The organism is Gordonia sp. G4 (assembly GCF_057770005.1).
In genome coordinates, this window is the sequence record NZ_CM173442.1 from 1681314 (window position 1) to 1693733 (window position 12420).

At 67.5% G+C, this 12420-nt stretch carries 10 protein-coding genes; 4 read left to right on the top strand and 6 right to left on the bottom strand.

The window, feature by feature from the left end; all coding sequences use genetic code 11:
- Positions 1-64: 64 nt before the first annotated feature.
- The gene (locus AC3B5T_RS07450) at positions 65-1543 is read right to left on the bottom strand and encodes a flavin-containing monooxygenase (protein WP_055476690.1); all 1479 of its coding nucleotides are present in this window, start codon (positions 1541-1543) and stop codon (positions 65-67) included.
- A 135-nt stretch (positions 1544-1678) separates the two neighbouring features.
- Between AC3B5T_RS07450 and AC3B5T_RS07455 the strand changes: the two genes are divergently transcribed.
- Positions 1679-3919, top strand: a complete 2241-nt coding sequence (locus AC3B5T_RS07455; RefSeq protein WP_488358471.1) for a molybdopterin-containing oxidoreductase family protein — start codon at positions 1679-1681, stop codon at positions 3917-3919.
- A 99-nt stretch (positions 3920-4018) separates the two neighbouring features.
- Here AC3B5T_RS07455 and AC3B5T_RS07460 read toward each other — a convergent pair whose 3' ends face one another.
- The 3 genes from AC3B5T_RS07460 to AC3B5T_RS07470 all read right to left on the bottom strand — a co-directional run bounded on the left by AC3B5T_RS07460 (position 4019) and on the right by AC3B5T_RS07470 (position 7267).
- Positions 4019-4684, bottom strand: a complete 666-nt coding sequence (locus tag AC3B5T_RS07460; RefSeq protein WP_193748649.1) for a fasciclin domain-containing protein — start codon at positions 4682-4684, stop codon at positions 4019-4021.
- Between the two features lie 140 nt (positions 4685-4824).
- Positions 4825-5394, bottom strand: coding sequence for a DinB family protein (locus AC3B5T_RS07465; protein WP_055476692.1), 570 nt, complete (start codon positions 5392-5394; stop codon positions 4825-4827).
- A gap of 181 nt (positions 5395-5575) precedes the next feature.
- Positions 5576-7267, bottom strand: coding sequence for a transposase (locus tag AC3B5T_RS07470; RefSeq protein ID WP_488358755.1), 1692 nt, complete (start codon positions 7265-7267; stop codon positions 5576-5578).
- A gap of 171 nt (positions 7268-7438) precedes the next feature.
- Between AC3B5T_RS07470 and AC3B5T_RS07475 the strand changes: the two genes are divergently transcribed.
- Positions 7439-8092 carry a pyridoxamine 5'-phosphate oxidase family protein gene (locus AC3B5T_RS07475; RefSeq protein ID WP_055477174.1) on the top strand — a complete coding sequence of 218 codons (654 nt, stop codon included), beginning with the start codon at positions 7439-7441 and terminating at the stop codon, positions 8090-8092.
- Positions 8093-8290: 198 nt separating this feature from the next.
- Here the strand turns inward: AC3B5T_RS07475 and AC3B5T_RS07480 are convergent, their stop codons facing one another.
- Entirely contained in the window at positions 8291-9868 is a 1578-nt protein-coding gene (locus AC3B5T_RS07480) for an AMP-binding protein (protein ID WP_055477175.1), read from the bottom strand.
- Between the two features lie 95 nt (positions 9869-9963).
- On the opposite strand from AC3B5T_RS07480, the gene AC3B5T_RS07485 reads away from it, so the two are divergent.
- On the top strand, positions 9964-10767 hold the full coding sequence (locus AC3B5T_RS07485) for a helix-turn-helix transcriptional regulator (RefSeq protein WP_055477176.1): 804 nt from the start codon (positions 9964-9966) through the stop codon (positions 10765-10767).
- Between the two features lie 100 nt (positions 10768-10867).
- The gene (locus AC3B5T_RS07490) at positions 10868-11755 is read left to right on the top strand and encodes a DUF5995 family protein (protein ID WP_010844698.1); all 888 of its coding nucleotides are present in this window, start codon (positions 10868-10870) and stop codon (positions 11753-11755) included.
- Between the two features lie 243 nt (positions 11756-11998).
- Here the strand turns inward: AC3B5T_RS07490 and AC3B5T_RS07495 are convergent, their stop codons facing one another.
- Positions 11999-12274: a DUF7218 family protein gene (locus AC3B5T_RS07495; RefSeq protein WP_010844697.1), complete on the bottom strand. Its 276-nt coding sequence runs from the start codon at positions 12272-12274 to the stop codon at positions 11999-12001.
- Positions 12275-12420: the final 146 nt, after the last annotated feature.

Below are 12420 nucleotides of genomic sequence, written 5' to 3' on the forward strand. Positions count from 1 at the left end.
ACCACACCGGCGTAACGCCATGGGCGGGGAGGCCGACACCTACCTCGGCCCGGTTCCGCGAAAGTCAGACCCTGCCGAACACCATCGAGTCCTCGACCTTGTTGATCCGGTGATCGATGGCGTCGCGGTAGTAGTTGTGCCGCACCTGCCAGTGACCTCGGGTGCCCGACTTCGGCAACGCCTCCGGGGACCGCTCGACGTAGCCCGCCTTGAGGTCCCACACGGGTCGCGAACCCATGACCTCCGAACCGAGATGCGGATAGGCATGGGTGTAGCCGTGCGTGCGCATGTACTTCACCAGCTCGGCGACGGCACGGGCGGTCATGTCCGCGCGGAGGGTCCACGAGGCGTTCGTGTACCCGACCGACCAGGCGAGGTTCGGGACGTCCTCGATGAGGTAGCTCTTGAAGACGAAGCGGTCGTGTGGTTTCACCTCCGCACCGTCGACGCGCAGCCGGGTGCCGCCGAAGCCGAGCAGCTGTAGCCCGGTCGCGGTCACGATGATGTCGGCGTCGAGGTGCCGACCCGAGGTGAGGGTGACCCCCGACGCGTCGAATCGATCGATGTGGTCGGTGACCATCTCGACCGTGCCCTCGGCGATGTCGGTGAACAGATCGGCATCGGGGACCATGCACATGCGCTGGTCCCACGGGTTGTACGTCGGGTTGAAGTGGAGGTCGACGGGATAGTCCGCCGGCAGGTTCGCCACGACGTTGTTCCGGATCATCTTGCGTCCGAGTTTCGGAAAACGATGGGTGAGATGGACGATCGCGGCGGTCTGCGCCGCATATCGCGTGCGGATGACCTTGTGCGCGGCCGGTGGCGGGAGCAGCTTCTGCACCAGCGGCGCGAGGTACTGCTTCTGTTTGGACGAGAAGATGTACGACGGCGAGCGCTGCAGCATCGTGACGTGTTCGGCCTTCTCGGCCAGACTCGGGATGAGGCTCACCGCGGTTGCGCCACTTCCGATCACCACGATCCGCTTGCCCCGGTAGTCGAGGTCCTCCGGCCAGTGCTGAGGGTGCACGATCTGGCCGGTGAAGTCGTCGGCGCCGGTGAACCGTGGCGTGTACGGATTGTCGTAGTCGTAGTAGCCGGTCGCGAAGATGACGAACCTGGCGCGGTGGGTCTCGTGGCGCCGGTTCTCGCCGACCTCGACCCCGAGCGTCCAGGTGTCGGTCGCCGAATCCCAGTCGGCGGTCAGGACGTGCCGGCCGAACCGGATGTGTTCGGCGATGGCGAACTTGTGGGCGGTGTCCTCGATGTACTCCCGGATGTCGTCCCCGTGGGCCAGCGCACGTGGCTTGCGCCATGGCTCGAACGGGTAGCTCAGCGAGTAGATGTCGCTGTCGGAGCGCACGCCGGGATACCGGAACAGGTCCCACGTCCCGCCCATGCGCTCACGGCGCTCGAGGATCAGGTAGTCGGCGTCGGGGTTCTGCTCCTTCAGTCGGTAGGCGCAGTCGATGCCGGACAGACCGGCGCCGATGATGATCACGTCGCGCACGGATGACTGCGTGGCGCCGGTGTCGCTGTCGGTCACAGGGACCTCCTCGCTGGGGATGCCTCAGGTGCTGTCATCATGCAACACTTGTCCTCAGATGTGAACGGAATCACACCGAACCGCAGGCCGGCCCGTCTGCGGAACATCATTGCGCGAGGTCGAGGGGACGCACCGATGCCGATGGACAAGCACACCTATTGCCGTATCTGCGAGCCGCTGTGCGGCATGATCGCGACCGTCGAGGACGATCGGCTGGTCTCGCTGCGGCCCGACAAGGAGCATCCGCTGTCGCGGGGTTTCGCGTGTCCGAAGGGGATCGCGTTCACCGAGATCGTCAACGACCCCGACCGTCTCCGGCACCCGCTCCGCCGGCGCCCCGACGGTGAGTTCGAACAGGTGTCGTGGGACACCGCGCTCGACGAGATCGGGCGGCGGCTGGTCGAGGTGTACAAGTCGTCCGGCAGCGACTCGATCGGCTGGTACTTCGGGAACCCGGCGACGTTCTCGACCGGGCACGTGCTCTGGACCGCGATCTTCATGAACCTGCTCGGGACGCCGCACGTGTACTCGGCGGGGTCGCAGGACGTGAACAACAGGTTCGTCGCCAGTCACTTCCTGTACGGCAACCCGCTGACCGCGCCGATCCCCGACATCAACCGGGTCGACTACCTGGTGATCATCGGCGCGAACCCGGTCGTGTCGCACGGCAGTGTGATGAGCTCGCCGCGTATCCGCGAGGGCCTGAACGCGATCACGGCACGCGGTGGGTCCGTCGTCGTCGTCGACCCTCGCCACACCGAGACCGCCCGGGAGTTCGACTGGCTGCCGATCACGCCCGACACCGACGCCTTGTTCCTGTTGTCGCTGCTTCACGTGCTCTTCGACGAGAACCTCGCCGACCGTGATCGGCTCCGGCGGCAGGCGCGCGGGGTGGCCGAGCTCGAGACGCTCGTCGCGGCATATGCACCGGAGGTGACCGCGGCCCGCACGGACATAGACCCCGAGCGGGTGCGCGAGGTCGCGCGGTCACTCGCGCGGACGGATCGGGCCGCGGTGTACGGCCGGGTGGGTACGTCGTTGGGGCGCACGGGCACGTTGACGACCGCCCTCCTGGACATGGTCAACCTCGTCGCAGGGAACCTGGACGTGCCCGGTGGCTCGATGTTCGGCGATCTGGGAATTCCCGGACAGCGCCTGGGTGTGACTGCCCTGCAACGGGTGTCGAGCTTCCGCTGGGCCGGACGCCGGAGTCGTGTCGGCAATCTGCCGCAGGTCCTCGGGACGGCGCCGGCGTCGTTGATGGCCAAGGAGATCACCACACCCGGACGTGGCCGGCTCCGCGCGCTGTTCGTCAGTGCCGGCAATCCGGTGCTGTCGGTCCCGAACGGTGACGAACTGCGCTCGGCGCTCGACGAACTCGATCTCATGGTGTCCCTGGACATCTACCGCAACGAGACCAACGCCCGGGCCGACTACATCTTGCCGGCCACCACGATGTACGAGCGCGAAGACTTCCTGCTCCCGTTCCAGGCGCTGTTCACGACCCCGTTCAAACAGGCCACCGAGGCCGTGATCCCACCGCAGGGCGAGGCCCGCGAGGAGTGGACGGTGATCAACGAGCTCATCGGCTTCCTGGCGCCGGAGAATCTGCTGATCCGGTCACTGCACGCCGGCAACCGGTTGGCACGACGCCTCGGGCGTCCGGTCACCCCGCGCGGCATCTCCGACCTGGTGATCCGAATGGGGTTGGGCGGAGACCGATTCGGTCTGCGCCGCGGCGGATTGACCTACCGGCGCCTGGTCGAGGACCATCCGCACGGGGTCGTGGTCGCCGACGATCTCGCACCCGGGCAGCTCGGGAAGAACATCACCTACCTCGACAGCAAGATCCGGTTGGCGGCACCGGAACTGATGTCCGAGATAGAACGACTGGCGGTCGAGGACGACACGGGTTACCCGTTGCGGCTCATCGGCATGCGCGAGATCCGTTCGGAGAACAGCTGGCAGCACAACGCACCGATGTTGTTGCGCGGAGGACGATCTCACGCAGCCAGAATGCATCCCGACGATGCCACGGCGCGCGGGCTGGCCGAGGGCGATCTCGCGACGGTGGCGTCCCGACACGGACGGATCTCGTTGCCCGTCACCATCACCGAGGACATCAAGCCCGGTGTGGTCGCGATCCCGCATGGGTGGGGGCACAACGGATCCGGCGGGTGGACGCAGGCGAACGCGGCCGCGGAGAACGACCTCGGCGCCGGTGGCGTGAACGTCAATGCCCTCATCTCGTCGGATCCGGCCGACCTCGAGCGGCTCGCCGGGATGGCCAACATGACCGGGGTTCCGATCCAGGTGGCGGCTCTGACCGACACCCACGTGCGGCCCGGCGAGGCAGTGCCGTCGGCGCGGATCTGACGAGGATCACACGCCCGGCCCCGCACAGCACGATTCCCACCGGCGGATTTCGCCGGTGGGGATCGCGGAAAAGCGTTGTCACACTGTGCTACCGGGCAATCACTCGCCGGCCGGGGGCATCAGCACCGTGTCGATCAGGTAGACCTGGGCGTTCGACGTGGTGACGCCGCCGCAGACGACGCCGGACTCGTTGACCTTGAGGTCGTCGCCGGATCCGGTCACGGTGACCTGCTGGCCCTCGAGCGTGGTGTGCTCACCGACGATCTGGTCGGGGGCGGTCTGACCCTCGACCACGTGGTAGGTCAGGATCTTGTTCAGGAGGGGGGCGTCGGTCTTGAGCTGCTCGATGGTCTCCGGCGGCAGCTTCGCGAACGCATCGTCTGTCGGTGCGAACACGGTGAATTCACCTTCGTTCAGCGTCTTCACGAGGTTGACCTCGGGATTCAGCTGGCCCGAGAGGGCCTGGGTCAGCGTGGTGAGTTCGGGATTGGTGGCAGCCGCGGTGGCGACCGGGACGGTGGACATCCCGTTGACCGACGCCGGGCCCGAGGGGTTGGCCTCGGCATATGCGGCACAGCCGGGTCCGACGAGGTTCGCGGCCGGGTCCGCCATCGCGCTCTCGCTCATCATGGCGCTGGATTCGGTTGCAGCGCCGGTCGTTTCGCTCGAGGTGTCGGAGTCGTCACTGGAACAGCCGGCCATCACGCCGACAGCGAGGACCAGTCCTGTCAACGCACCTGCTACACGGGGAACTCGCTTGATCATCGTCGATCCAATCTGTGGGGTCGGTGTCGACTGCGTCTGATCGGCAGCCTCACAACGTCTTCGGTGCCGGGGGGCCCGCGGATTGGTCGAAGGCGAGACTGATCGTCGAATGCCGGCCGTTCCCTACCGCGACCTGGGCATCACTGGGCCCACTCGGCGTCGGCCCAGTCCTGCCCTTCGGACACCGCGCCCATGGTGGTCTGGCCGTCGAGTGCTTCGCGGATGATGTCGGCGTGGCCGGAGTGATGGGCGGTCTCGCGGAGCAGATGGGCGATCATCGTGCGGATAGAAACCCACTCCCGCTCGGGTGCCCAGGGCGCGGTGGGCTGGGGGATGAGTTCGTCGAGACTCGCCGCGCCGGCGATCACGCGATCGAGTTCTGCCGCCGCGCGATCGTAGGCGTCCAGCCAGCCGGCCAGGGTCTCGTCGTTGCCCATCTCGTACTCGGTCATGGCCTGACTCATGTCGAACTCGGCGTTCTCGTCCCGTTCGGTGATGACGCGCGCAGCGTTCTCCTCGCCGTGTGCGAGGTGCTTGATGAGAGCGCCGATCGTGAGGGTGCTGACCGTCGACTGCTTTCGGGCGTCGTCGTCGGAGAGGTTGCGCGCCGTGATCCTCAGCATGTTGCGCTGGTCCTGCAGGACGGTCAGCAGTTCCTTCTTCTCGCCGGTGACCTCGACGCTGAGTTCTGCGGGGGTGTAGGTGCTCATGGTGTGTCCTCTCGATGTGTGTGAGGACCACGCTATGAGCGATAGAGGACAGTTTTGGTCCTCGTTGGTCAGGCCTGGTGAAAACCACCCCACAGAAGAGGGCCGGCGACGATATCGGGCTGTTGCGTAAACGGGTCGGCGGGCGGGTTGGGCGTGATGGCCGGTCGCGGAGCGTCCGGTCTCAGGCGGTGGTGGGGGTCAAAGCGGCGGTTCCGATGGCTTTGAACAGGTTGTGGACGAGGGCGTGGAAGCTGAATTCTGCTGTGGCTCTGTCGAGTCCGCGGCTGGTGAAGCGACGGAAGCCGAGGTTGTGTTTAGCGTGGGCGAACGGGGTTTCAGCGATGTGGGCGCGTTGACGGTAGAGCGCATGTCCCTCGGGTGTGGCCAGCCGGTGGGTCATGGCCTGGATCGGGGAGGCTTCTGATGGTGGCGGCCCGTGTGTGGGTGCGTGCTGCGCGGCGTGGGCCACGGCCCGGTGTTTGCCGGTCGCGATGAGCCGGTCTGGTCCGGGTGCGGTGAGGTTGTGTTCGGAGAGGTAGCCGGCATCAGCCAACACGACCCCTATTCCTGGTGAGACCGGCGGTTCGGGGCGGTGGGTGTCGATGAGTGCGGCGGCGGTGACGGCTTTGTCGAGCATGGTGGTGAAGGTGGTGACATCGGCAGGGTTGTTGCCCACGCCGGTCGCGATGATCAGCCCGTCATCGCTGGTCACGGCCTGGCAGTTGAAGCCTTGGAGCCAGCCGCCGCCGCGCAATCCCATCATCCGTGATTGCGGGTCGGTGATGTTACGGCGGGGTTCCCGTGACGGTGCAGCCGCGGTCGCGGTGGTCGGCGGGGTGCAGACCGCAGCGGGCCGAGCCGCTGCCGCGGCGTCACGTTGCTGCTGCCGCTGCTGTGCCCGCTCGAGTGCTCGTTGGGCGCGCCTGACGTAGTAGTTCGTCTCGACCGGCCCGGGTTTGCGGCCTCGCTGACCAGGTCGATAGTGGTCGATCTTTGCTTGGTGGGTCGCGATGGCCCGCGCCAACGATTCGGTCAGCACCTCGACCTCGATCTCGATCGGCAACGATCCCTTGCCTGTGGCGGGCCCGCCCGCAGCGCGGCGTTCCCGCGCCCGCTCGATCTTCTCCTCGCGGGCCTGCTGGGACTTCTCGGCGGCCTGGTCACGTTCGTTCCTACGCTGCGCGGCCACCGCTTCGGCGTTGGTGAGTTGTTCAGTGTGGGCAGCCAGATCAGCCAGCGCCGCGGCGATCCGGGCCTGCCGCGACCCCGGATCGTGCAGCCCGCGGGGTAACAGGTCACCGCGGTCATCACCATGAACATCATCGTCGGCGGTGTCAGCGGCTGCGTGTTCGGCCGCGGCGCGCGCAGCCTCACTGGCCAACGCTTCCCGCAAGCCTTGCTCGGTGCGATTGGCGCTGAGCGAGGCGTTCGAGGCGATCTTCACTCCGTCGAGGGCCACCACCCCAAGTCGGCCCATCCCGACCCGCGAGCACAGCATCAACACCTGGGTGAACAGGTCCTCGATCGCGGGTGCGCAGTCCGCGCGGAACCGGGCGATCGTGACGTGATCAGGGACCTCACCACCGCAAATGATGCGGTAGGCGACGTCGCGGTGACACAACCGTTCCAGCTGCCGCGAGGACCGTTGGCCTTGGGCCCACCCCCAGATCAACAAGGTCAACAACATATCCGGGTGATAGGCGGCGCGACCGGCTCCACCGGTCTTGCGTACCGCCCGTATCGCCGCGGTATCCAGCGAGGCGACCGATTCGATGACCAGCCACACCGGATCATCGGCCGGAAGCCATTCCCGCATACTCGGCGGCATCAGAAACTGCTGATCACGCTGCACCGGACGATAACCCTTGGCCACCAACACATCATCGCCGATACCCACCACACACCGCTCCCGACAAGCCGTCGGCTGACACCGGAATTTTGCAACAGCCCGATATGTCGCTCGGCGCGCTGTGGCGGGTGGTTCCAGCAGGGGTGCCCCAGCAAACCTGTTGAGCCGACAGCCGTCGGGGGCGACCATGTCCGCATGACTTCGAACGGCGGTACTCCGGTGGACGCGGCATCGCCGCTCTCGTCCTTGACGCGCAAACCCGAGCGGGCAGCCGACCGTGCGTTGCTCGACGCCCTGCTCGACGAGGCGAAGGTCGGGACCCTGGGCACCGTCGTCGACGGCCTCCCCTGGTCGGTGCCGATGCTCTTCGCGCGGGACGGCGACTCGATCGTCCTGCACGGATCGACCGGGGCGGGTGCCCTGCGGCACGTGGCGGCGGGCGCGCCGGTGACCTTCACGGTGTTCGTGTTGGACGGGCTGGTCGTGGCCGACACCCTCTTCGACCATTCGGCGAACTACCGGTCGGCCGTCGTACGCGGTGTGCCCGAAGTCGCCGACGATGCCCAGGCGGCATTGGAGATGTTGTCGGACAAACTCATTCCCGGTCGGGTCGCCGAAGTCCGGTCGACGACGCGCAAAGAGCTGGCGGCGACCGTCGCACTGCGTCTGCCGATCGTCGACGGACAGTGGATCGCGAAGGCGCGGACCGGTGGACCTGGTGGGGAGTCGGCGGAGTGGACCGGCGTCGTCCCCGTACGGACGGTCTACGACGCCCCGGTGACCCACAGCGGGCAGACGCCGCCCGATTCGGTGCGGGCGCTCGTGGACCCGTCGCGGGATGTTGGCTGAAGTGACCGGGAGGGACCGGAGAAGCGCAACCAGCGGATAGGGGTGTGACCCGCTGGTTGCGCGTCCGGTGACCGCGTCGTGGGCTGGGCGAGGTCGTCGAAGCCCGGCCGGCGCAGTCGGTCTTCGCGCGGCGGCGTCAGTGGCCGCGCAGTCGGTTCATCGCTCACACACGGTGAGGCCGTTACGCGCGAACGCGACTCATTTCTGGCGCAGCAGGAACCGTTGGATCTTGCCGCTCGGGGTCTTGGGCAGGGCGTCGACGAAGTGCACGGTGCGCGGATAGGCGTGCGCGGCGAACCGCGTCTTGACCAACTGCTGCAGCTCGGTTTCGAGAGCATCGGTGCCCTCGCCCCCGTCCGCGAGGACGACGAACGCCTCCAGGACCTCGCCACGGAGCTCGTCGGGACGGCCCACGACGGCGACGTCGACGATCGACGGGTGGGTGATCAGGACGCTCTCGACGTCGAACGGGCCGATCCGGTACCCGGCCATGATGATCACGTCGTCGTCGCGTGCGGTGAAGAAGTAGCGGCCCTCGTCGTCCACCCGTCCGGTGTCGCCGGTCAGGTACCAGCGGCCGTCGGGGGAGAACCGCTGCTTGGTCTTCTCCGGGGCGTCGAGGTAGCCCGAGAACCACATCAGCGGGCTGGCCGGGACGTCGATGGCGATCTGGCCGTCGACGACGCCCGCGGCGAAGCCGGGCATCGGCCGGCCCATCGAACCCGGGACCAGGGTCTCGTGGACCGACTCGTGCCAGTGGTTGTTGATGAACATGCCGTGCTCGGTCTGGCCGTAGTGGTCGCGGACCTCGGTGCCGATGGCGCCCAGCGCCCAGTCGATGACGTCAGGGGTCAGGGGTTCACCGGCCGAGGATGCCCGGCGCAGCGAGAACCCGGAGATGCGCGAGTCCTTGCTGAGCGAGCGGTAGACGGTCGGTGCCGCCGCGAAGTTGGTGACGCCGAGGTCGCCGAGGATCTTGGCGGTGAGTTCGGGGGTGAATCCGGCGTGCAGCAGCAGATTGCGCCGCCCGGCCGCGAGCGGGCCGAGCACACCGTAGTACAGCCCGTAGGCCCAGCCGGGGTCGGCGGCGTTCCAGAACACGTCGTCGGCCTGGACGTCGAGACCGAAGTGCATGTAGGCGACGAACGAGGCGAGCGCCTTGACCGGCACGGGAACGCCCTTCGGCGCACCGGTGGTACCGCTGGTGAAGAGCAGGATCAACGTCCCGTCGCCGCCGACCGCGACCGACTCGGTGACCGCGTCGTGCGAGGCGATGAGTTCCTCGAACTGCTCGCCGGCGACCACCGTGGTGATGCCGTCGATCCCGGAGAGCTTGTCCGCCTGGCTCGGCTCGGTGATGACGACCTTCGCGGCACCGGCCTGCAGGCGCATCTCGATCGCGGGGGTCGCGAAGGCGGTGAACAGCGGGATGTACACCGCGCCGAGGCGAGCGATCGCCAGCAGCGAGACGACGAGCTCCTCGCGCTTGCCCATGAGGACGCCCACCGTGTCGCCGCGACCGACGCCCAGCTCCGCGAGAGCCGCCGCGAGTCGCTTGGACCGCTCGGCCAGCTCGCCGTAGGTGACGTCGGTGGTGACCGGCCGGACGTCGCCGGACTGGTGATCGCCGGTCTGCTCGACCTCGATCACGGTGAAGGCGACCGCGTCGGGATCGTGTCCGTCGACGAGAAGCGACGCGGCGTCGGCGTCGGGCGCCCCGTAGATCGCCAACCAGCGGTCGACCAGGTCGGTGGGGGTCGTGGTGGCCTGTGTCATCGTGAACCTCGCTCTTGACTGAGTAAGCTGAGTCACAGTGTCCTCCGCGGACGACTTCCTGGAACACCCTCCGAAGAGGGGGAGAGTGAGGTGAGATGCCCGAGCCGCTGAGCGGGATCGTCACCGACGCGCTGCGCCGGGTTCGCAGGTCCAGCGGGGTGCCGCTGGCCTTCGCGGGTGTCCTGAACGGGCCGTCGAACCTGCGTCTGCAGCATTTCGCCGGCTCGACGGTCGGAGCTTTGAGGGGGGTGTCGGTCGACGTCGGGCACGGGCTGGGCGGCAAGGTCGTGTCGCTGAACCGTCCGATGGTCGTCGACGACTATCTCCGCACCCCGCGCATCACCCATCGCTACAACACGATCATCGAGCGCGAGGGGTTGCGCGCCATGATGGCCGCGCCGGTGATCGTCGATCGGACGCCCGTGGCGGTGCTCTACGGCGCGCTGCACACCCCGGACCCGATCGGCGGACGGATGCTCGACGTCCTCGCCATGGGAGCCCGCACCGTCGAACACGAGATCGTCGCGTCGCGCGCGCGGCTCGAACACGCCGCCCGGGACGAGGCGGAGATGCGTGACCGGATGACCGCGGCCTACACACGACTTCGATCGCTGGTGGACACCGTCGACGACGACCGGCTTGCCGACGAGCTCGCCGCGATCACCGAGGTCCTGGTCGCGGCGAACCCGACAGCGCGGACGCAGGTGGATCTGACGGGGCGCGAGCAGGACGTGATCTCCCTTGCCGCACTGGGATATTCGAATGCGCGGATCGCCGAGACGCTCGGGGTGACCGTCTACACGGTGAAGGGCTACATGAAAGATGCGATGCGCAAGCTCGGGGCGTCGTCGCGGCTGGAGGCCGTGGTGACCGCCCGCAGCGCGGGTCTCCTGCCCTGACGACCTCCGCTCCCTGAGGAGCGAGCTTGCGAGCGTCACGAAGGGTCCCGCAACCCCGTCGGAGGGTTGATCCGCGCGCGGAGGGGTAACACCGGGTTCCATGCGAACACTCTCGGTGGCACTGCTGACCGCCGCTCTGCTCGGAACACTCCTCGTCGCCGCGCCGGCAACGTCGACGGCGGCACCCGCCGAGACATGTGGCACCGAGCTCCGCCCCGCCGACCGGGAGCGGCTCGTCGAGCTCAGTACCTACGAGCGTGATTCGCGAGACCTGCCCCTGGTACAGCTACGACGCAACGTCACGAAGCTGTACGGGATCGTGGACATCCTCACCGACCGCCGCGACCGCCGCGGGCTCTTCGCCCTGGGACTGGCCGCGGTGGAACGCGACGCGGTGATGCCCTTGCAGAACAACCCGCGCGTCTTCCAGACCCCGCGATGGGCCCCGGTCATCAGCCTCGAACTCCTCAACCGGTTCCTCGACGCCGTGCGCGGCGAGTTCGGGGGCGGTCCGGTCGCATCCCAGTGGCGGCACTACTTCGATATGGCGGCCGACTGCGCTGTCCCGGGCCAGCGGGTGGCGATGGCCGGGTACAACTCGCACATCACGGTCGACCTCGCCTACGCGACGGCCGCCTCCCGCGCGACGACAGGAAACGCGCGTGACTTCTTCTTCATCGTCGATGCCATTGCAGCGCATGGGAACTCGATTGTGACATCTACACTTCGGGAGTACGGCGTCGACCTCGGACCGATCTTCCGGTTCTACACCGTCGGGGAGGGCCTCGACCGTGTGGTCGGCGCCGGCCGGGCCACCGGGCCGATGCTGCGGGCCGCCGACGTCGGCTACAACGTGCTCACCTTCCGCAACGGCCTCGCGCTCCAAGACGGGCGCGCGGCCGCCGGTGCGCGTAACGATGTCCGCGCGCTCTGGAACACCGGGGAGACCGCACTCACGGCCTTCCAGCGTCTCGGCCTGGTCCGGTGACCGGCGGGTCACTGTGCCCGGACGCCCTCGACACGTGGTGGTGACCCGGCGGAATAACTTTCCGATCGCCGCAGTTGTACCCCGCGACGGTGACGGACTCAATGCCCCGGGTCCCACCCTTTTGCCGCTTCGAGCGGCCTGTTTGCCGAGAGGCGCACTGACCGGCACCGTCCCACAACACGCCGAAGCCGCCGATCCCTCAGGGTCGGCGGCTTCGGCGTTGTCGGACCGGTTCGTCCCGGTTCAGTGATCCCGCAACTTCTCGATGAGCTCGTCCTTCTTCAGATCCGAGTAGCCGGACAGGTCGAGTTCCTTGGCGCGCTTCTTGAGTTCGTCGACGGTCCAGTCCTCGTAGGAGCCGGACTTTCCGCCGCTCTTGCCGACGTCCGAGCGCGAGCTGTTGGCGGCGGCGTTGGCGATGCGCGCGGACTTCTCCTTCGAGTTCCCCTCGTCGCGCAGCTTCTCGTAGAGTTCGTCGTCCTTGACCGAGGGTCCGGGGTCCTTCTTGTTCTGTGCCATGGTCGACCTCCTCGTGATCGAACGTGAGTGGTGGTTCCTCTTCTGTGTGCCCGCGCGCCCGCGGCGCGAAACAAACCTGGGCCGTGCGACACGACTGAATATCAATAGTGGACGACGTCCACTCCCAGTGGACCGACGATCGACCT

Excerpts from the sequence above, each read along its gene's own strand:
- AC3B5T_RS07495 (WP_010844697.1), bottom strand. The coding sequence starts at position 12,274 with ATGGCACAGAACAAGAAGGACCCCGGACCCTCGGTCAAGGACGACGAA.
- AC3B5T_RS07490 (WP_010844698.1), top strand. The coding sequence starts at position 10,868 with ATGCGAACACTCTCGGTGGCACTGCTGACCGCCGCTCTGCTCGGAACA.
- AC3B5T_RS07480 (WP_055477175.1), bottom strand. The coding sequence starts at position 9,868 with ATGACACAGGCCACCACGACCCCCACCGACCTGGTCGACCGCTGGTTG.
- AC3B5T_RS07460 (WP_193748649.1), bottom strand. The coding sequence starts at position 4,684 with ATGATCAAGCGAGTTCCCCGTGTAGCAGGTGCGTTGACAGGACTGGTC.
- AC3B5T_RS07475 (WP_055477174.1), top strand. The coding sequence starts at position 7,439 with ATGACTTCGAACGGCGGTACTCCGGTGGACGCGGCATCGCCGCTCTCG.
- AC3B5T_RS07485 (WP_055477176.1), top strand. The coding sequence starts at position 9,964 with ATGCCCGAGCCGCTGAGCGGGATCGTCACCGACGCGCTGCGCCGGGTT.
- AC3B5T_RS07465 (WP_055476692.1), bottom strand. The coding sequence starts at position 5,394 with ATGAGCACCTACACCCCCGCAGAACTCAGCGTCGAGGTCACCGGCGAG.
- AC3B5T_RS07455 (WP_488358471.1), top strand. The coding sequence starts at position 1,679 with ATGCCGATGGACAAGCACACCTATTGCCGTATCTGCGAGCCGCTGTGC.